Raw genomic sequence first — 18,114 nt, 5'->3', positions numbered from 1 at the left:
CGACGCCCCCCGGGCCCCATGGTGCCGCGCACTCACGACGGGGCCGCTGCGGGAGCAGCCCGCGAGGAGAGGGTCAGAGGACCCAGAAGTGCAGGTAGTACTTGTTGGTGCCGGAGTAGGAGCAGTAGGCGTCGCCGGCGTAGGAGTCCCTCATGGCGATGCACATCGACTCGGTGTAGGGGCCCTTCACCACCCAGTGCCCCGGAACCGCGGCCGAGACCGTGTCGGCCCGGGAGGGCGCGGGGGCCGCCTGGGCGGTGGCGGCGCCGCCCACCAGCACGGTCGCCGCCAGGGCCAGGCCGGTGAGAAGCAGACGTGCGCGCATGGGCGTTCTCCTCTGTCGCTTCGTGGATGTGTGGGTGTGCCTCGGGCACGGATGAAAGAGTGGGCGCTGCGGGTCGGCGGTGCAGGAGAGGACGTGGCCCTCGATCACTACGCCCGGCCGGGTAGGGCATGCCGTGCGCCTGCCCGCCGTCCGGTGGGACAGCGGGCCCCTTGCGCGTGCGACGGATCGGTGGGGCCGAGCGCGCTCAGCAGCGCACGGTGGCGCCCCCATTGTCGAGGTAGGCGTTGTACACCCAGCCGAAGCTTCCACCGCCGACCATACGGACCCAGGTCCACCTGTTGCCGTACCCGTTGACGGAGTAGCACTCGTACTCCACCTTGATCCCATCGCCGATGGTACCGACGCTGGTGCACGCACCGTACGGGCCGGTGTGGACCGCCGCGCCGTCGGACTTGTTGATGGTTCCGGACCCGTTGTCCTTGTCCGTGTGAGGCCAGTAGGCGTTGCCGCAAGTGACCGTGACGCCGGCAGAGGGCGCGGCGGCGGCGCCGGCCGGTGCGGCCGCGGCGCCCACAGCGAGCGTGACACCAACAGCGGTGACCGCGAGAGCACGACGAATACGCATGAACGCCTCCATGGGTGGTTTCTCGATTCGGACGGCCATCAGGCCCGGGGGACCACCGGTGTTCCCGGGGTCCCCGGTCCGCCGCCCTCGGAACCCATCCTGACGGTGCCGGCGGGCGCGGCCCCAGTCCTTTCGGCTGTCGCCGAAACCCCTGTGGTGAGGCCCACTTGAAGCAGTCGTGCGCGACCGGAGACGGCGGGCGCCGGGAAGGCGGGCGTCCGAACAGAACCCGGGAGACCCTCACATGCTGCGCATCACGTTCACCCCGCAGGACCTCGCCAAGACCCGGATAGCGGCGACTTGGGGCCCGCTCGGCGAGACGCTGCACGCGCTGACAACCCTGCAGCAACCGCACAGCCGCGCGCTGTTCGGCGCATGGAGACTCGAGGTCCATGCTCGTTCCGCCGCCTGCGTCCATCCGGCCTCCTCTCTCTTCCATGAGACCGTCCTGGACCTGTTCACAGTCACCGGTGCCTCATCGTCCGTCGAGGAGGGGATCGAGGCATTGCGCGCGGCACCGGCGAAGCGCCTGCGCACCGAACTCGAGGGGGCCGTCCGTCAAGGCGCGGGCCCGCTACTTATGCCGCACGGACCCCTGGGCGGCTGTGGCGTGGGGCGACATCGCGCACGACCGGGCGGACCGTGAGGAACTGCTGGTGTTCCTCCGTAACGTCCACCGCGTCGCCGTGGCTCCCCACTGGCCGCGGATCCTGCCCCGGCTGCGGGCGGAGCAGACCGCGCACGCGCTCAGGCTCGCCCAGGACGGGCCCGAGGCGATGCTCTCGGGACTGCCGCCCGAGTTCCGCTGGAAGCCGCCGACGCTGGAGGTCGGCAGAGGCGCTCTCACGAGCACTGTCGACCTGGAGGGCAGGGGCCTGTTGCTGGTCCCGTCCGCCTTCTGTCAGACCAGGCCGATTCCCTACACCGACCCGATGGACGACCAGGCACCCGTCCTGCTCTTCCTCCCCGTCATACGCGGCGTTTCCGACGTCACCGCACTGCTGACGTCGTCCTGTCGCGGGGTCGACGGCGCCTTGTCCGCGCTCCTGGGCCGCACCCGGGCCCGGACCCTCCATGCCATCGGCGACGGCCCTTGCACCACCGGGCAGCTGGCCGAACGCCTCAGCGCGTCGCTGCCCACCGCGAGTGAGCAGGCCTCCGTACTCCGCCAGGCCGGCCTCATCATCACCACCAGACGCGGCAGTGCCGTCCTGCACACGCTCACCCCCCTCGGCGGCGCGTTGCTCAACGGCCATCACTTCCACGTCTAGGAGCCGGAGGAACTCGGCACCGGCCGGCTCCACGGGCGTGGTCGGCGAGGAGGGCGGTCAGGTCGGCGAGGGCCGAGCCGGCATCGACGGCGTCGGTGGGGGCGCCCGGGGTACGGGAGCCGGTCAGGCGCAGCGTCGGCGGAATCCGGCGCGGCTGTATCGTCCCGGTGAAACGATCAGTTGCGTTGCGTGCGTGACGGCGGTCTGTCCGGCGGCCGCACCGAAACCGTCCCGGCCGGGCGCGGGACGGCTTTCCGGCTCGAAGAACGAGCACAGAGCCAGGTGCCACCACGTCGGAAAGACGGTCGAACGCGCCGAGTCGATCAAGGAACACCAAACCCGCCGACCTTAGAAGCCAAGCTTGGACAAGCCTTATCGCTGCAGCTCAGAAAGCCCTTTCGCGTTTCCGATCACCATCCGGACGCGACCCCGGATGAGACGCGCAGGCTAGTCAAGTCGTACGGGAGTGAGGGCCTCCCGGGCGGCCTGTTCAGTGGCGGCCAGGCTGACCGCGTCCACTTGGTCCGTGTTCTGACCGAGGCTGGGCGTTGGTGAGTACGACACGCTGAGTGCCACGTTGGCGCGCCGGACGAGGACGTGCACGGTGCCACCGGGCTGGTACACGCTGCGGGCTTCGTCGCCGAAGTCGGTGATCGTGCCGGAGTGTGACCTGGGACCGTTGGCAGCGCGTATGTTCAGCGCCTGCTGTTTGCGCGCGCTCGTGGTGGCGTCGGAGCCGAAGGTGCCCTCCCACTTGACCAGCACGTAGTCGATCACGAGAGTGGTGCCGATCTCCCGGTCGCGCCAGACGCACCGTGAGCCGGAACCGTAGCCGGCGCTGAGGCGTTCGCTCCCGTCGGCAGCCGCATTCGGCGTCAGATGCGCCGCTGCCGTGGCCCCGGCCGTGCACGCCTGCGGCAGCTGCGAAGCCTCGTGTCGCCCCGGCCACCACGGTGCATTCCACGGGCGGTCGGCGACCAGCACGATCGTTGCCACCACCGTCAGCACCACAAGGCTGTTGAGCCCGGGACGGAATGTCCCACGCCACCCCTGAAACGGCCGGGTGGGGCTCGGACCGGTGGTTCCCTGCGCCCGGACCGGCGCCTGAATGGCGGGCGCGGCAGCACCATGAGCCTTGCTGTTCCCCTCGCGCCCCGCCAGGTGGAGGACGGCCGATGCGCCGACCCACACGGCGACAGCCAAGAACAGCATCGCGCTGCCGATCATGTTCTGGCCCTCGAACCAGCTACGGGCCATCAGCAGGAGCAGCACCAGAACCGCCGACGTCAGCAGCCTGAGGCGGGACACGAGTCGCTCGTGCGTCTTGCCGTCCTTGGGTGATAGGTCATCCATCCGGGCTCCTCGTCATCGAGTTGATCAGTGTCGCTGCTTGTCTACCGAGTGCGGACGATTCAGGGGGTCTGTCCAGCCAACTCTTTGTCTCAGTGATCTGTTGTCGGGATCGTTCGCGTCTTTGCCGGATGCAAGAGTCCATCCGAGCCGTGCGGGATTCGACTCGTTTCGGTCTGCCCCGAAACGAGTGCGTCAGCAAGGCTCATCCGCAGGGTGTGGGCGCGGATGAGGAGGACGGCGTGCTACGGGTTCATTTCACCGCCGAGGACCTGGCGCGGGTACGGGTCACGGTGCTGGGGCCGCTCGCCGAGACGCAGCTGAGCCTGCGGACCGTGCAGTGGCGCGACCGCGCGGTGCTGTTCGGCGGGTGGCGCGCGCGGACCGGCCCGCGGATCGGCGCCGACGGGAGGGAGGCCGCACGGTTCCTCAGCCCGGCCGCCTGCGGAGCACTGGTGGACCTGTTCACCCTGGTGGGCGCGGTGGACTGCGTGGAGGAGGGGATAGAGCGGCTGATCAGCACGCCGACCTCGCGGCTGCGCGCGGAGTTCTCCGTCAAGCCGCGCACGGACGGGTCTGCGGCACCATGGCTGACCGAGGCGATGGACGCCGCCCCGCGGGCGCTGCGGCGGCTGGGCGCCGCCCTGCAGCACTGCCACCACGTCGCGGTCGCCCCCTACTGGCCGCGCATCGACCAGCACCTCCAGGGCGAAGTGGCGCGACGGGGCAGGCTCATGGCACGGGGCGGGGTGGGAGCGCTCCTGGACGGCCTGCGCCCGATGGCCGTGTGGAACCCGCCGGTGCTGGAGATCCCCGGCTACCGGCCGCTGAACCACCCGGAAGCCGACCTCCACCTGTCGGGCCGCTCGTTCGTCCTGGCTCCGTCGGTGTTCTGCGGGCCGGTTCCCCAGCTGTTCGCCGGCTCCGAGGACGACACGGTGGTCATGGTCTACCAGGCACTGCACGACCCGGTCGACGCGGCGGCCCTGTGGGCACCGCCTGCCGGTACCCGCCGAGGCGGTGCCCAGGTGCCGCCGGCCCTGGCCGCGCTGCTGGGCCGCAGCAGGGCGATCGTGCTGTGCGTCATAGCCGACCATCCCGCCTGCACGACGACGCAGTTGGCGCAGCGGGCCGGTATCTCGCCGGCCAGTGCCAGCGAGCACGCCACCACCCTGCGCAAGGCCGGGCTGGCCGCCCTGACCCGGGAGCGGAAGGCGGTCCTTCACACGCTGACCCATCTCGGACTCACCCTGCTGAGCACCAACATCCCATCCTCCGAGTCCTCCTGAACGCCGGACGGCACACCGAGGCCGGCAGCGGTGGTCGGGCGGTGGTCAGGCGGCGCCGAGGCGGGTGGCCGCCGCGCCGCAGCCGACGCCGGGCGGACGGGGGGTGAGGCCCGCGCAGGGGCCGCAGGTGCCGGGGCGGGGCACCGGGTCGTGGCAGCGGGCGCACTCCGCGTACCGAACTGGCTTGGGCGCCGCGGCAGTCGGGGAGGGCGGCAGCTTGTGCCACAGGCGGTAGCGGAGCACCGCGACCGCCGAGTGCAACGGGCTGGGCAGGCCCGGCAGCAGGCCTGGGCGAGGTCGGCGGCGCTGCTGCCGCGCTCCAGCCACCGCGCGACCAGGGGAGCGAGTTCACGCGCCTCGGTCTCGCCCAGGCGCAGGCGCGGCTCGGGCCGGATCACCCGGAACAGCGTGGCGATCGCCGCACGGAGCTGCTCCCGGCCCTCCTGATGATCCGTCATTTCTACGTCGGAGAGGGAGGGTTCTTGGTTCCGGTCCTTTGGAGGGGCGTCAGCGCCGCCGGCGGCCGCTTCGCCGGGAGCCGGACGGGTGGCACCCGGTGGCGCGGGCTGCGGGGTGTCGTAGACGTGGGTCTCGGTGACGATCGTGCCGTCGGGCCTGCGGATCCGCTCGACCCGGTAGTACCCGGCGGCGGTCAGCTCCTTCAGGGCCTTGCGGATCGCGCCGCGCCCTTGGGGGCTGGTGTCGGCCATGTGCCGGCCGTCCTCGCGCCGGTCGTCGGGGCGGGAGAGGAGGTCCGCGAGCAGGCCGCGGGCGGTGTGGGAGAGCCGCCGGCACTGCAGCATGCCGTTGGGCAACACGGTGAAATCGCGCACGTGGGCGCTACGATGAACGCGCATCGGGAGTGGTTGCTCCTGTTGCCGGACCCCGGGGTGTTGGTAGCACCGCCGGGGTCGCCTGTCTTCGGTTGATGTCACGGAACGTACCGCAACGACTGTGCACACAACGGGCGTTCGCGGCAGAGGTCAGGCGGCCGGGGCGGGCGTGGGGACGATCCAGAGCTCGGACGGGCCGTTGATGATGACGGACTCCATCCGGGCCGGCGCCGCCCTGGACGGGTCCAGGACGGCGCCCGGGTAGGCGCCGAAGAGCCCGTCCAGGGCCACTTCGGCCTCCAGGCGGGCCAGCGGCGCGCCCAGGCAGAAGTGCGGGCCGTGGCCGAAGGCCAGGTGCTCCTTGTCGGGGCGCGTCGGGTCGAAGTCGTCCGGCCGCCGCGGATGGACCTCCGGGTCCCGGCCGGCCGCGCCGAAGCCGAGCAGGATCGGCTCGCCCCGCCGGACGACCACGCCCTCGCCGAGGTCGATGTCCTCCAGCGGGTAGCGCAGCGGGATGTGCATCGCCGGGCTCTCGTGGCGCAGGGTCTCCTCGATGACGTCCCCCCAGCCGAGGCCGCCCTCGCGGACCCGGGCCAGGTGGCCGGGGTGGGTGAGGAGCGCCTGGACGGCGCTGGTGATGAGGTTGACCGCGGTCTCGTACCCGGCGCCCAGCATCAGGAAGAGGATGTCGCGGGACTCCTCCTCGCTGCGGCCCGTCCCGCCGCCGGTGGCGACGGCGGCCACGTCGGTGGCGAGGTCGGGCCCGGGGGAGCGCCGTTTGAGCTCCAGCAGGTCGGCCAGCACCACGTTGATCGCCGCCCGGGAGGCGGTCATCTGCTCGGCCGTGGCCGTCGTCGTCAGCAGGGCGTCCATCGATGTGCCGATCCGCGGCCGCATGTCGGCGGGCACGCCGAAGAGGTCGCAGATCACCGTCATGGTCAACGGGAGCGACAGCGCCCGGCGGACGTCCACGGCCTCGCCGGGGCCCAGGCCGCGGAACGCGCCGACGAGGGCGGCGGTCGTCGCCTCGATCCCGGGCCGCAGCCCGGACACCCGGCGGGGCGAGAAGGAGGGCGCCATCTGCCGTCGTGCCGAGCGGTGTTCGCGGCCGTAGAGGTTGAAGAAGTTCTGCTGGAACGCGATCGGCCCCATCGGCCACCCCTCGGGCACCGAGGCCAGGCCGGGCCAGTGCCTGCGCGGGTCGCGGGAGATCCGGGGATCGCCGGTCAGGGCACGGATCACCGAGCTGCGGGTCACGGACCAGGCGATGATGCCGCCGGGGAGTTCGACCCGTACGGCGGGCCCGGCGGCGCGCAGCTCCGCGTTCTGCTGGTGGACGCGCCGGGCGGTCATGTCCAGCACCGGGCAGCGGTTGTCGTCCGGAGCCATGGCATTGCTCCTCACGGGCTCTCAGGAACTCAGGAACTCAGGAACTCTCGGGACCTGTCAGGAACTCGGGACCTGTCGGGCACGCCCCGGTGGACGGTGCCCCGCGGCGGGGCCGGCGTGTCCGGGCCGGTGCTCCGTTGCGGATGGGGGCCTGTGCTCCGTTGTAGAGGGGCGCGGCACGGCCGTCAACGGGGCATTGGCCCGTCCGGCGCACCGCCCCGGCGCACCCCCGGCTCACCCCCGGCGCACCTTCGAATCCCGCCCGCCCCGCTCCCGCAGCGCCCGGTGGGTGAGCACCGCCCCCGCCGCGGACAGCACCGCCAGGACGACCCCCAGGACGTGCAGGGCCCCGGTGAACCCGGCCGCCAGCGCCTCCCGCAGGGCCGGGTCCACCTGCCCCTGGACGGCCCGCGCGGCGAGCCGGGCCGCCTCGCCGCCCGGCAGGCCGGGCAGGTGAGCGGCGGTCAGCGTGGTGAGCAGCGCGGCCGCGCCCGAGACCGCGACCGACTCGCCGGTGATCCGCATCGTGTTGAAGACGCCCGCCGCGGCCCCGGCGCGCTCGACCGGCACCGTGCCCACCGCCGCGTCGTCCATCACCCCGAACGCCAGCCCCACCCCGGCCCCGAACGGCAGCAGCGGTACCGTCAGCGCCGCCCACCCCGCGCCGCCGCGCACCGTGACCAGCAGCAGGGCGCCCAGCGCGATCAGCGCCGAGGCACCGGTCAGCACCGTACGGACGGAGAACGCCGCGGCCAGGCGCCCGGCCGGCAGCGGCAGCAGCAGGACGGGCACCGTCAGCGGCAGCAGGAGCAGACCACTGGTCAGCACGGAACGCCCGCCCACCCCCTGGAGGTAGGCGGGCAGGTAGACCAGCAGCACCACGAAGCCGAGGGTCACGGTGAACGGCTGGCACACGACCGCGAGGAACTCGGGCCGCCGGAACAGCCGGACGTCGAACATCGCCCGCGGCCCCCGGCGCAGCTCCACCACCGCGAAGGCCGCCACCAGCAGGGCCGCGCCGGCCAGCGGCAGCAGGGTGCCCGGCGCCGTCCAGCCGGCGCCGCCGGCCCGGACCAGGGCGAACGACAGCGCGGCGAGACCCGCGGTGAAGCAGCCCAGCCCGCCCAGGTCGATCGGCGCGCGGCCCGGCGCCCGGGACTCCGGCGCCCGGACGGCGCACAGGTACGCGGGCACGGCCAGCGCCGCGACCAGCAGGAACACCGTCCGCCAGCCGCCCGCCTGCACCAGCGCGCCGGCCGCCGGGGGCCCCACCGCCAGGCCCGTGCCGAAGGACGTGCCGAGCACGCCGAAGGCCACCCGGCGCCGCCGCCCGGACGTCGAGTGGGCCAGCACCGCCGCGCCCGCCGCCAGGACGGCCGCCGCCCCGCAGCCCTGCACCGCGCGGGCCGCGTCCACCACCGCCATCGACGGCGCGAGCGCGACCACCAGGGACAGCGCGCCGACCAGCGCGATCCCCGCCAGCAGCACCCGGCGCCGGCCGAGCCGGTCGGCGAGGGCGCCCGCGGCCAGCGGCAGCGCGGCGAAGGTGATGTTGAAGGCGTTCAGCATCCACTGGGCGGCGTCGGTCGAGGCGTCGAGGCGGGCGGCCATGTCGGGCAGCGCGACGGCGGCGCCGGTCACCGAGAACGGCAGCATCACGCCGGCGCAGCCGACCGCGGCGACGGTGGCCCGGTAGCGGTCCCGGCCGGCGCCCGCCGCGGTCGGGAGGCCGCCCGCGGAGGTGGGAGGGCTTGCGGAGGTGGGAGAGCCCGCGGAGGTGGGAGGGCTTGCGGAGGTGGTCATGCGCCGATCGTCGGCGGGCCGTGCGAGCGGCGGGAAGGGAGTCCCGTTCCCTGGGTCCGACAGGGCCACCCTGCGGGCCCCGCACCCCCGAACGGCACCCCCCGGCGCCCCCATACTGGAACGCATGGCCGACCCGAACCCGCTCGCCGGCAGCCTCGGCGAGTACCTGCGCACCCGCCGCGCCCTGCTCACCCCCGAGGACGCCGGGCTGCCGCCGACCGGCCGCCGGCGGGTGCCGGGACTGCGGCGCGAGGAGGTCGCGGAACTGGTCGGGCTCAGCACCGACTACTACGTACGCCTCGAACAGGGCCGCGCCGACCGGCCCTCCGACGAGGTACTGGACGCCATCGGACGGGTGCTGCGGCTCGGCCCCGCCGAACGCGCCCACCTGTACGACCTGGCCCGCCCGCCGCGCCGGGCGGCGGGCGGGGCGGCGGGCCGAGTGGCGGGACGGTCGGCGGGATGGGCCCCGGGGCGTTCGGAGGCGCTGCGCCCGGCGCTGTGGCGGGTGGTCGAGGCGATGGCGGACACCCCCGCCCTGGTCATGAACGACCGCAACGACGTGCTGGCCTGGAACCGGATGGCCGCCGCGCTGATCGCCGACTTCCCCCGTCTGCCGCCGCGCGAACGGAACATGGCCCGCCGGCTCTTCCTCGACCCGGACGCGCGCGAGGTCCACCTCGACTGGGCGGAGGCCGCCCGCACCACCGTCGGCATCCTGCGGATGGCCGCCGGGCGGCGGCCGCACGATCCCGAACTCGTCCGCCTGCTCGGCGAACTCTCCCTCGGCAGCCAGGAGTTCCGCACCCTGTGGGCCGGGCGCCATGTGCACGAGAAGAGCCACGGCCGCAAGCGCTTCCACCATCCGGCCGTCGGGGAGGTCGCCCTCGACTACGAGACCTTCCGCGCCCCCGGCACCGCGCACCACCTGCTGGTCGTCTACACGGCGGCGCCCGGCAGCCGGGCCGAGGAGGCGCTCGGCCTCCTCGGCGCGCTCGCGGCCGAACCGGCCGCCCGGCACTGAGCGGGCCGCCCGGCGCCGAGTCGGCCGCCCGTCACCGGGCCGGCCCCGGGCCGCCCGTCACCCGGCTTCACCCACGGCCGCCCGGGCGGTGGACGGTGAGGTCGCCGTAGGCCCGCAGGGCGCCGGCCGGGTCGCCGGGCTGGTCCCGCAGAACGGCGTCCAGGAAGGCGAGGGTGGCCGCGGCGACGACGCGCGGGCTCTCGGTGCGGCCCAGGGAGCCGACGAGCGAGGGCACGGGCGGCAGGTACAGGGGGCCGTCCATGAACGTGAGGTGCGCGGCGCCGGGGACGGTGAGGCGGTAGCTCGTCGCGGTGCTCGCCTTGAGCGCCTCGGTGAGGCGGGGCAGGTAGCGCGGGTCGGTTCCCGGGGTGAGGGCCTGGGTGAGTGCGAGCGTCGGCCGGTCGAGGGCGGGCGTGGTGGGGCCGTGGGGGGAGCCGTCCAGGTCGATGGCGGCGGCGAACCGGCGGTCCTGCCGGGCCGCCTGGAGGGCGGCGGCGCCGCCCATGGAGTGGCCGCTCACCGCGACCCGGCCGGTGTCCAGGCGTCCGGTCAGCGGGTCGGCGATCCCGCTTCGGTCCAGGGCGTCCAGCTGGGTGAGGGCGAAGCCGAGGTCGGCGGCCCGGACGGCCGTCCAGCCGGCCGCCAGCTCGTCGTCCTTGTCCCGGTCGCCGCTGGAGGCGGTCTCGGTGGTGATCGTCCGGCCGTCGGCGAGGACGACGGCGGCGGAGTCGTACGGGTGGTCGAGGGCGGCGACCACGTAGCCGTGGCTGGCCAGTTCCTCCGCCCAGGCGGTGTTCTGGGTGCGCACCCCGCCCGACCCGGGGGAGAACAGCACGACCGGGAACCGCCCGCCGCCACCGGCCACCGGGGCGTCGAAGACCGAACGGCTGCGGGCCCGCGGCACGCCGTCGACCAGGAAGCCCGGCAGGCCGACGCCGCGGGCGAGAGCCTCGGAGACGGTGCGCGCCTCGCGCTCGGTGCGTCCGAGGTACTGGGCCCGCCGCGTGCCCGCGGGGCTCTTCCGCGCCGGGTACCAGAGCTGGACCACGACGGTGCGCAGGTCGTTCGGATCGGCGGTGAAGGTCTCGGGGCGGCGCGGGTCGGTCCACTGCAGCACGCGGGTGCCGACCGCGAAGGCGCCCGACGGTTCGGGGAACACGGGTACGGGGAGGGCCCAGGCGGCCACCGGGCCGGTGGCGATCAGGCCGGCGCAGGCCACCGATCCCGGCAGCGCCAGCCACCAGCGGGCCCGCCGTGCCGGCCGGCCGGTGCGGCGGCGGCCTCGCAGCAGGGGCGCGAGGGCGAACGGCGCCGCGAGGGCGGCGCCGGCCAGGACCGGCAGCAGCTGCCAGCGGATCCCCGTCACGGCCAGCGCGAGCGCGGACGGCACGAGGAGCGTCCCCGCCGCGATCGTCACGCGCGGGCGGGCGGCGGGGGGAAGCCAGCGCGCCGCCACCAGCGCGACGGCACCCAGCAGGGCGAGGATTTCCAGGGGGGACATGGGCAGTCCCGCGATGTTCTCGGTCACCCGGCCATGCTCGGCGCCGGGCGTGCGCCGCCGCATCGCTCACGGGTCGCCGCCGCCTGCGACCGGGGTCGCAAACCGCGCAACGTCCCCGTACGACCGCGGCAGTGGTCGAGCACGCCGGATCGGCGGCCGCACTGCGACCACGGGAGGTATCGGGACTCCTCCTGCGGGCGTATCCCGGCCCGGCACGATCAGACGGTGGACGCATGTGCCGCGCGGGCCGGCGGCCTACCGTGAGCAGGGCCGCGGTACGTGCCGGGCAGCGGTGCACGCCGGGCCGAGGTGCGTGCCGGGGCGGCGCGAGGCGTACGGTCCCCGTGCCCGACCCGCAACCGGCCGTCCGCGGCGGTGGCCCCGGCCGGGGCCACCATGACGCCGAATCGACAGGGACGTGCGATGACCGAGGCGGCCGCGGAACCCGGCCAGGCCCACCGGAACCAGGTGCCTGTGCGGGCGCGAGTGCGGGCGTGGTGGGCGAGGACCGCCCCACGACTGACGCAGTACGCCGACCGTGCCCGCGCACGAGCGGCGCGACCGGTGAGAGCCGCCGGGCGCCGGGGCTCCCGGCTGCCGCCCGCGGTGCGGGACGCGCTGCTGCCGGCGCTCCTGCTCCTCAACGCCGCGACCACGCGCCCGCCGCACGAGCTGCCGGTGGCCGTGGCCCTCACCGCCGCCCTCGCGCTGCCCCTGCTGTGGCGGCGCCGGGCCCCGCGCACGGTGTTCGGCGCGGTGGCGGCCGCGGCCCTCGTCCAGTGGCTGACGGGAGTCCAACTGCCCGCGGACGTCGCCCTGTTGGTGGCCCTCTACACGGTGGCCGCCACCTCGGGCCGGCGTGGCACGCTCGTCGCCGGTGCCCTCGTGGAGGCGGGCGCCCTGCTGGCCTGCCTGCGCTGGGCGACGGAAGGCGCGTTCCTGACCCCCTTCGTCGCGGTCACCGCGACGGTCGTCGCCGCCGCCGTCCTCGGCGTGAACGTGCGCACCACGCGCGCCTACCTCGCCGCCCTGGAGGAACGGGCCGCCCGCCTGGAGCACGAACAGGAACAGCAGGCGCGACTGGCCGTCGCCGAGGAAAGGACGCGCATCACCCGGGAGATGCACGACATCGTCACCCACAACCTGTCCGTCATGGTCGCGCTCACCGACGCCGCCGTCTACGCCCAGCACCGCTCGCCCGACAGGGCCACCACCGCGATGCTCCAGATCTCCGAGACCGGCCGCCAGGCCCTCACCGACATGCGGCGCTCGCTGGGCGTCCTGCGCACCGACGAACCGGACGCGCAGCGCCACCCACTGCCCGGCATCGCCCAACTGCAGGCCCTCGCCGACCAGATGGGCGCCGCCGGACTGCCCACCCGCCTCGACGTCCACGGCGGCCACGCCCACATCCCCGCCACCGCCCAACTCACCGTCTACCGACTGGTACAGGAAGCCTTGACCAACACCCTCAAGCACACCCCCACCGGCACCCGCGCCACGGTCCGCATCCAGTGCTCCACCGCGGCCGTCACCGTGGACGTCACCGACAACGGCCCCCGACCGCCGCACCCGCACCCCGCCACCGCACCGTCAGGCCACGGCATCCCCGGCATGCGCGAGCGCTCGGCCGCCTACGGGGGGACACTGCGGGCCGGACCGCTCCCGGACGGCGGCTGGGCAGTCCGCACCCGCCTGCTGCTCGACAGCGGCGAAGCGGCGGCGAGGGCGACGGCGCCCGCATGACGATCCGCATCCTGATCGCCGACGACGAAGCCCTGCTCCGGATGGCCTTCAGCACCGTCCTGGAGGCCCAGCCCGACATGGCACCGGTCGGCGAGGCCGCCGACGGCGCCCAGGCCGTACGCCTCGCCCGGGAGCTGCGCCCCGACGTCGTCCTCATGGACGTGCGGATGCCCGGGACCGACGGCATCGAGGCGACCCGGCAGGTCGTCGCGGCCTCCCCGCACAGCAGGGTGCTCATCCTCACCACCTTCGACCTGGACGAGTACGCCTTCGCCGGACTCAACGCCGGGGCCTCGGGCTTCCTGCTGAAGAACGCCCGGCCCGAGGAACTGCTCACCGCGATCCGCAACGTCGCCGCGGGCGACGCGGTGATCTCCCCGCGGATCACCCGCCGCCTGCTGGAGAACCTCCGCCCGCACATCCCCGACGGGCGCAACGCCGAGCACGACGAGCGGCTGGGCCGGCTCAGCGCCCGCGAACGCGAGGTGCTCGTCCAGGTGGGCCGCGGCCTGTCCAACGCGGAGATCGCGGCCACCCTGTACCTCGCGGAGGCGACCGTGAAGTCCCACCTGGGACGGATCCTGCAGAAGCTCGAACTCCGCGACCGGATCCAGGCCGTGGTCCTCGCCTACGAAAGCCGCCTCGTCCACCCGGCCTGACCCCGCAGCCCCGCCGCGTGGGCCCGCCCGCCCTCCACGCCCCTTCGCCCTGGGCCGCCCAACCCGCCGGGGCCGCGCGTGGGAAGTCGGCCCCGCCGACTTCCTGCGCCGCCGGGGCCGGGGGGCGGCATCCGGGCGGCTCCGGGGACGGGGAGGTTCGGCGCAGGGGCCGCGGCAGTGCCGGTGTGCGGGCCGTCGGATCGGACGTAGGAGGCGGGGCGGGGTCCACGGGCGTCCTTCCCGCCTCCCCGAAGCCGTCTCGGCGGTGCGGCGAACGATTCCAACTCCGCTGAACTGACGCCGACTTGACGGTGTCGTGCCTACCATCGAGCTGTGCTGACGCGATGGGGGAGCCAGGTGCGCCGGCATCCGGTGGCGGGGGCGGTCGGGGCCGCGGCCGTCCGGCAGGCGACGATCGTGGTGGTGGCGAAGGCACTGCCGCCGTTGGATCCGGGGTGGTTCCCGCAGTTGGGGCCGACCGTGGTCAACCTGGCCGGCGCGGTGGTGGTGCTGGTGCTGCTCCGGGCCTGGGGTCTGCTGGCGGTCGGCGGGGTGACCAGCCTTGGGGTGACGGCGCGTTGGGTGGTGCTGCTGCCGGTGGTGGTGCTGGTGCTGGTGCACGCGCTGTCCGACTACCTGGAGATCTACTCGCCGGGGAAGACGGCCGACTGGCTGCAGGCGTTGGGCGTGGTCGTCGACCTGGGGTTGGGGCTGCTGCTGCTCCGGGCCCTTGCTGCTCCGGCGGCCGGCACCGTCGGTCCGCCGAAAGCCACCTGAAGGCACCTGAAGGCACCGGTGGTGCGGCCGGTGCCGCTCTGCCCCCGGCGCCGGAGCGGCACCGGGGGGAGGCCGTGCTACCGGCGGCCGGTGGTGCGGGTGCGACGGGGGAGGGGGCGACGGCCGGTAGGACCGCGCCGGTGTTGCCGTAGGCGTACCCGACCGGCAGTTCGCCGTTGTAGGCGAGGGCGAGTGCGAAGCCCGGTTCGGCGGCGTGCCGGTCGGGGCGCTCGGGGAACGGTGTCTCGGTGGTTCGACAGGTGCAGCAGGTCATCGGGGAGTTCCGGGTCGGCCGTGCCGCCATCGCAGGCACCTCTGGCAGGACGGCGCCGACCCGGCCCGAACCTTTCTGGCAGGAGGGGCCTGTGGTTCGGACGCCGCCGGGCTGCAGCGCGGTGGCGCCTTCGGGCAGGGTCGGCCACCAAGTGAGGTAGGACGCCGGCCGTTGGCCAGCCCCCTGGGACAGGGCTGCGCTGCTGTGCGTCAGTTGACGGTTTTAGGTGAGCTTGCCGAATTGTTGTGAGGGCCACTTGCGTTCATTGTCGTGGCTAGGTGGTATGCAAGAAGATGGGTGGGCCCCGGCGGCTGATTCGCCAGGGCCCACCCATCCGTCATTCACCCGTTACAGCTGAACCGGGAACTCATTTGCTTTGACGGCGTCAAGGAACGCCTGGAACGCCGCGGGGGTGAACTCCAGGACGGGTCCGCGCCGGTGCTGCTTGGTGTCGCGAACCGGGATGATGCCGGCCGGGGTCCGGCCGACCTCGACGCAGTTGCCGTTCTCACCGGCCGAGTAGCTGGACTTGGCCCAGCTGTAGCCGCCCTGGTCGAGGGTGGTGCCGTCGTGCATGGTCATCCTCTCAGTTATCCCCAACTCGCACTGTTCGTCAGGGTTGCCTGCATGTATGACCGGGTCGCCGCCGGTTCGAGCGCCTGGGACATAAGGACCTCAAACTGGCGGTTTCGACGGGTCAGATTCGCTTAGGCGGTCCGCGAACGTCAGGTTCTGTTCGTTGTCGGCGGCGAGGTCTGTCAGCGGGGGCGGCCGTTGCGGAGCGTGGTGACGTCCGGTTCGCAGCCGTTCAGCACCACCCGGTGGGCGGACGGTGCTGGTTTCCGCTCCGGGCGGGGGCTCAGACCTCGCCGAACTCGCCGCTAAGAACAGCGGCAACGAACGACACCCAGGCCTCGGCCGGGAAGACGAGAGCCGGGCCCTGAGGATCCTTGGAGTCACGGACCGGCATCAATGCACGAGAGCCACGCGCAACCTCAAGGCAGTCGCCGCCTTGCTGGCTGTACGTCGACTTCACCCACGAAGCGGTAGTCAAGTCGAAATCAGCCATGAGAGTCCTTCCGAGCGTGGAGTATCAATTCGAGGGTCGCCGACTCGGCCAGCGCCCCTACCTGGAGGCGATCGTATCTCCTACGCCAGTCGCGGAGCCTGTCGTCATCACGTTCAACGTGCCCTCGCCCCTCAGACTCAGAGTAGCCAAACAGGGAGCCATCGGGGAGCGTCAGCAGCCGCATGGGCAGGGCGAACGGCCTGTGCTCTCCCATGCTGAACGGCGCTACCTGAAGTACCACACGCCCCTGCTCGTAGAGCTGTTCAAGTTGCTCAAGCTGTTCCCGCATGACCTCGGGGCCACCGATGATCCGCCGGAGGCAGCTCTCGTCCATGACGGCATGGATGAGCGGCGGATCACGTCGCGCCAGGGCCTCCTGTCGTGCGAACAGAAAGGTCAGCCTCTCTTCTGCTTGCTTGGGAGTGATGTCCCTTCGACGAACATCTGCCCTAGCAAGAGCCGCTGCATAGGACTTCGTTTGGAGCAAGCCGGGGATGATGCCGAGTTCGAAGATCCGGATCTCACTGGCCCGCGTCTCATTGGCCGCGTACTCGGGAAAGCCCTCCAGCAAGGCCGAGTGCTTGACCTGGAGCCACATCAGCAGCAGGGTTCCGCCCGTCTCAAGCACCCGATCGGCATCACGTGCGAACTTCTCGCTTGGCGGGGTCCGGCCAGGAGGAGCAAGTTCAGCGTAGGAGACGTAGGAGGGATCGACCCCCACCCGCCTCACCTACGCCCTCACCCACTGCCGCACCCAAGCAGCCAGTACCTGAATTCCGCGCCGTGCACAGGAAGTCGGACCCGCCGACTTCCTGTGCAGCGTGGCAGGAGCCGAGCGCGTTCACCGTCGCGCGTCCGCGAGCGGCGCCCGAGCTTCACTCTGTCGGTGATCTCGGGTGATCGGGCTCAGGTGCCAAGGGTTCGGCAGGACTTCGGCCGGGGATGTCGTTCTCGTCCGGGTAGGTCTGGAAGGCGGTCGGCGGTCTCGATAACGGGGTTTCGTTTCGGTGACACGTGCGGCGAACCCCTTCCAGCTGATGATGTGCCCGCGGGGGACGTAGCGAGCCGTCGTGTCGTGGGGGAGACGATCGCCGAGGCGGAGGGTGGCGGGCTGCCGTCGCCGGCGGTGCGCCGGCGCAGGCGGCCTGCCCTGCCGCGGTAGTAGTTCTGCACGAGGATCTCTGCCCCAGAGCCTCGGCCTGTGGGCCGGGGCGGCACTCCGACGACTCGTGCCGCTGGAGGTGCTCCGTCGGGCGGCAGGCTTCGTTGCCGGCAGCGAGGATCCTGGTCCTGGGCCGGGTGGGGTTCTTGCCCGGACGGACGGACCGGACGTCCGTCGCCGCGGGTACCGGTACGCGGAGCCCCGTTGCACCACAGCCCGTCCAGCCGGTCTCCGACCCGCATTGCGGTCGTGCCGACGGGGTTGCCCGACCGCGCGATCCGAGCGGTCGGAGAAGGGACTTGCTCACCGGGGCCGGGGTGGAGCGACAACCGACACCTCAACAACTGCACGGTCTTCGATCGGCCCCGAGCATGCCCGCTGATCACGTCGGCACCGGCGCGTCCGGTCCCGGCGCCCTCGGTCAGGTCCTCGGGTCAGGCACCCGACCGAGGGTCCGGGCGGAGCCGGCGGATCAGCGGAGCCGCCGGGGGCGCCGGATCAGGAGACGCGCTTCAGCTGCCAGGCGTTGTTGTTGAGGCTCGGGTTCGACCAGGCGACGCAGCTGCTGGTGTAGTAGGAGCTGGTCTGGACCCAGCCCGCGGGCGGGTAGGTGGTGGAGCAGGCCTGGACCACGGTGCCGACGGGCAGTCCGGTGAGCTGCTTGATCTGCTTGATGTTCGGGCTGAAGCTCTGCGTGCCGCAACTGCTGCTGTAGCCCCAGTTCACGTCGACGAAGCCGGCCGGGGTGACCACGCTTGCGCACGAGGTCGTGACGTCACCCGGGGCGGCCTGGGCGGGCGCGGCGGCCAGGGCGAGCATCGCGGCGGTAGCGGCGACGGCCATACAGGTGGTACGAAGGCGAATCATGGGTGAGGCTCCTTCTGGTCGGGGGGCCGGTCAGGCCGTGGAGCCATTCCTATGGTTTGATCACCGGTTTCGGATAGCGACTTTCAGGCCTAAAGATCCAGCGCGCAGAGCGGCGGCCAGGACGTGCGGGAAGGCGGGAGAACGGGACACGCGGGGAAGACGGGGGCGGGCCCGGACCGGGTCCGGGCC

Annotated in this window: 18 protein-coding genes; 7 read left to right on the top strand and 11 right to left on the bottom strand. The window is 73.1% G+C overall.

The window, feature by feature from the left end; translation table 11 throughout:
- Positions 1 to 73 precede the first annotated feature (73 nt).
- Positions 74 to 325 (bottom strand): hypothetical protein, encoded by a 252-nt coding sequence (locus tag ACWGJO_RS14770; protein WP_401045404.1) that lies wholly within the window; start codon positions 323 to 325, stop codon positions 74 to 76.
- 205 nt (positions 326 to 530) lie between these two features.
- Positions 531 to 923, bottom strand: coding sequence for a hypothetical protein (locus ACWGJO_RS14765; protein ID WP_452183827.1), 393 nt, complete (start codon positions 921 to 923; stop codon positions 531 to 533).
- 232 nt (positions 924 to 1,155) lie between these two features.
- On the opposite strand from ACWGJO_RS14765, the gene ACWGJO_RS14760 reads away from it, so the two are divergent.
- The gene (locus ACWGJO_RS14760; RefSeq protein WP_452183825.1) at positions 1,156 to 1,557 is read left to right on the top strand and encodes a hypothetical protein; all 402 of its coding nucleotides are present in this window, start codon (positions 1,156 to 1,158) and stop codon (positions 1,555 to 1,557) included.
- Positions 1,558 to 1,567: 10 nt separating this feature from the next.
- Positions 1,568 to 2,182 carry an ArsR/SmtB family transcription factor gene (locus tag ACWGJO_RS14755; protein WP_452183824.1) on the top strand — a complete coding sequence of 205 codons (615 nt, stop codon included), beginning with the start codon at positions 1,568 to 1,570 and terminating at the stop codon, positions 2,180 to 2,182.
- A 447-nt stretch (positions 2,183 to 2,629) separates the two neighbouring features.
- Here ACWGJO_RS14755 and ACWGJO_RS14750 read toward each other — a convergent pair whose 3' ends face one another.
- Positions 2,630 to 3,535 (bottom strand): hypothetical protein, encoded by a 906-nt coding sequence (locus tag ACWGJO_RS14750; protein ID WP_452183822.1) that lies wholly within the window; start codon positions 3,533 to 3,535, stop codon positions 2,630 to 2,632.
- 239 nt (positions 3,536 to 3,774) lie between these two features.
- Here ACWGJO_RS14750 and ACWGJO_RS14745 point away from each other — a divergent pair, with 239 nt between their 5' ends.
- Positions 3,775 to 4,821 carry a winged helix-turn-helix domain-containing protein gene (locus ACWGJO_RS14745; RefSeq protein WP_452183820.1) on the top strand — a complete coding sequence of 349 codons (1,047 nt, stop codon included), beginning with the start codon at positions 3,775 to 3,777 and terminating at the stop codon, positions 4,819 to 4,821.
- A gap of 45 nt (positions 4,822 to 4,866) precedes the next feature.
- Here ACWGJO_RS14745 and ACWGJO_RS14740 read toward each other — a convergent pair whose 3' ends face one another.
- The 3 genes from ACWGJO_RS14740 to ACWGJO_RS14730 form a co-directional block, all read right to left on the bottom strand.
- A complete protein-coding gene (locus ACWGJO_RS14740) occupies positions 4,867 to 5,148 on the bottom strand; it encodes a hypothetical protein (protein WP_452183818.1) in 282 nt (93 codons plus the stop codon).
- Positions 5,149 to 5,804: 656 nt separating this feature from the next.
- On the bottom strand, positions 5,805 to 7,043 hold the full coding sequence (locus ACWGJO_RS14735; protein ID WP_452183816.1) for a cytochrome P450 family protein: 1,239 nt from the start codon (positions 7,041 to 7,043) through the stop codon (positions 5,805 to 5,807).
- 234 nt (positions 7,044 to 7,277) lie between these two features.
- Entirely contained in the window at positions 7,278 to 8,846 is a 1,569-nt protein-coding gene (locus ACWGJO_RS14730) for an MFS transporter (RefSeq protein WP_452183814.1), read from the bottom strand.
- A gap of 124 nt (positions 8,847 to 8,970) precedes the next feature.
- Between ACWGJO_RS14730 and ACWGJO_RS14725 the strand changes: the two genes are divergently transcribed.
- Positions 8,971 to 9,870, top strand: coding sequence for a helix-turn-helix transcriptional regulator (locus ACWGJO_RS14725; protein WP_452183812.1), 900 nt, complete (start codon positions 8,971 to 8,973; stop codon positions 9,868 to 9,870).
- A 67-nt stretch (positions 9,871 to 9,937) separates the two neighbouring features.
- Here the strand turns inward: ACWGJO_RS14725 and ACWGJO_RS14720 are convergent, their stop codons facing one another.
- Positions 9,938 to 11,434 carry an alpha/beta hydrolase family protein gene (locus ACWGJO_RS14720; protein ID WP_452183810.1) on the bottom strand — a complete coding sequence of 499 codons (1,497 nt, stop codon included), beginning with the start codon at positions 11,432 to 11,434 and terminating at the stop codon, positions 9,938 to 9,940.
- A 501-nt stretch (positions 11,435 to 11,935) separates the two neighbouring features.
- Here ACWGJO_RS14720 and ACWGJO_RS14715 point away from each other — a divergent pair.
- The 3 genes from ACWGJO_RS14715 (at position 11,936) to ACWGJO_RS14705 (ending at position 14,553) form a co-directional block, all read left to right on the top strand.
- Positions 11,936 to 13,117 carry a sensor histidine kinase gene (locus tag ACWGJO_RS14715; protein ID WP_452183808.1) on the top strand — a complete coding sequence of 394 codons (1,182 nt, stop codon included), beginning with the start codon at positions 11,936 to 11,938 and terminating at the stop codon, positions 13,115 to 13,117.
- Positions 13,114 to 13,776 (top strand): response regulator, encoded by a 663-nt coding sequence (locus ACWGJO_RS14710; RefSeq protein WP_452183806.1) that lies wholly within the window; start codon positions 13,114 to 13,116, stop codon positions 13,774 to 13,776. Before ACWGJO_RS14715 ends, ACWGJO_RS14710 begins: the two co-directional genes overlap by 4 nt.
- A 333-nt stretch (positions 13,777 to 14,109) precedes the next feature.
- Positions 14,110 to 14,553 (top strand): hypothetical protein, encoded by a 444-nt coding sequence (locus tag ACWGJO_RS14705; protein WP_452183804.1) that lies wholly within the window; start codon positions 14,110 to 14,112, stop codon positions 14,551 to 14,553.
- Positions 14,554 to 15,175: 622 nt separating this feature from the next.
- Here ACWGJO_RS14705 and ACWGJO_RS14700 read toward each other — a convergent pair.
- From ACWGJO_RS14700 to ACWGJO_RS14685, 4 genes are all read right to left on the bottom strand, one after another.
- Positions 15,176 to 15,409 carry a DUF397 domain-containing protein gene (locus ACWGJO_RS14700; RefSeq protein ID WP_452183802.1) on the bottom strand — a complete coding sequence of 78 codons (234 nt, stop codon included), beginning with the start codon at positions 15,407 to 15,409 and terminating at the stop codon, positions 15,176 to 15,178.
- 277 nt (positions 15,410 to 15,686) lie between these two features.
- The gene (locus ACWGJO_RS14695; protein ID WP_401055449.1) at positions 15,687 to 15,896 is read right to left on the bottom strand and encodes a DUF397 domain-containing protein; all 210 of its coding nucleotides are present in this window, start codon (positions 15,894 to 15,896) and stop codon (positions 15,687 to 15,689) included.
- Complete coding sequence (locus ACWGJO_RS14690) at positions 15,889 to 16,617, bottom strand: DUF5753 domain-containing protein (RefSeq protein ID WP_452183800.1); 729 nt, start codon at positions 16,615 to 16,617, stop codon at positions 15,889 to 15,891. Before ACWGJO_RS14690 ends, ACWGJO_RS14695 begins: the two co-directional genes overlap by 8 nt.
- Positions 16,618 to 17,556: 939 nt before the next feature.
- Entirely contained in the window at positions 17,557 to 17,925 is a 369-nt protein-coding gene (locus ACWGJO_RS14685; RefSeq protein WP_452183799.1) for a hypothetical protein, read from the bottom strand.
- Positions 17,926 to 18,114: the final 189 nt, after the last annotated feature.

The sequence above is a fragment of the Kitasatospora sp. NPDC054795 genome, assembly GCF_053611565.1.
This window is presented reverse-complemented; position numbering and strand designations above follow the sequence as displayed.

Coding starts and splice junctions, on each gene's coding strand:
- ACWGJO_RS14770 (WP_401045404.1), bottom strand. CDS start 325: ATGCGCGCACGTCTGCTTCTCACCGGCCTGGCCCTGGCGGCGACCGTG.
- ACWGJO_RS14760 (WP_452183825.1), top strand. CDS start 1,156: ATGCTGCGCATCACGTTCACCCCGCAGGACCTCGCCAAGACCCGGATA.
- ACWGJO_RS14750 (WP_452183822.1), bottom strand. CDS start 3,535: ATGGATGACCTATCACCCAAGGACGGCAAGACGCACGAGCGACTCGTG.
- ACWGJO_RS14700 (WP_452183802.1), bottom strand. CDS start 15,409: ATGACCATGCACGACGGCACCACCCTCGACCAGGGCGGCTACAGCTGG.
- ACWGJO_RS14725 (WP_452183812.1), top strand. CDS start 8,971: ATGGCCGACCCGAACCCGCTCGCCGGCAGCCTCGGCGAGTACCTGCGC.
- ACWGJO_RS14735 (WP_452183816.1), bottom strand. CDS start 7,043: ATGGCTCCGGACGACAACCGCTGCCCGGTGCTGGACATGACCGCCCGG.
- ACWGJO_RS14710 (WP_452183806.1), top strand. CDS start 13,114: ATGACGATCCGCATCCTGATCGCCGACGACGAAGCCCTGCTCCGGATG.
- ACWGJO_RS14720 (WP_452183810.1), bottom strand. CDS start 11,434: ATGCGGCGGCGCACGCCCGGCGCCGAGCATGGCCGGGTGACCGAGAAC.
- ACWGJO_RS14695 (WP_401055449.1), bottom strand. CDS start 15,896: ATGGCTGATTTCGACTTGACTACCGCTTCGTGGGTGAAGTCGACGTAC.
- ACWGJO_RS14685 (WP_452183799.1), bottom strand. CDS start 17,925: ATGATTCGCCTTCGTACCACCTGTATGGCCGTCGCCGCTACCGCCGCG.
- ACWGJO_RS14765 (WP_452183827.1), bottom strand. CDS start 923: ATGGAGGCGTTCATGCGTATTCGTCGTGCTCTCGCGGTCACCGCTGTT.
- ACWGJO_RS14730 (WP_452183814.1), bottom strand. CDS start 8,846: ATGACCACCTCCGCAAGCCCTCCCACCTCCGCGGGCTCTCCCACCTCC.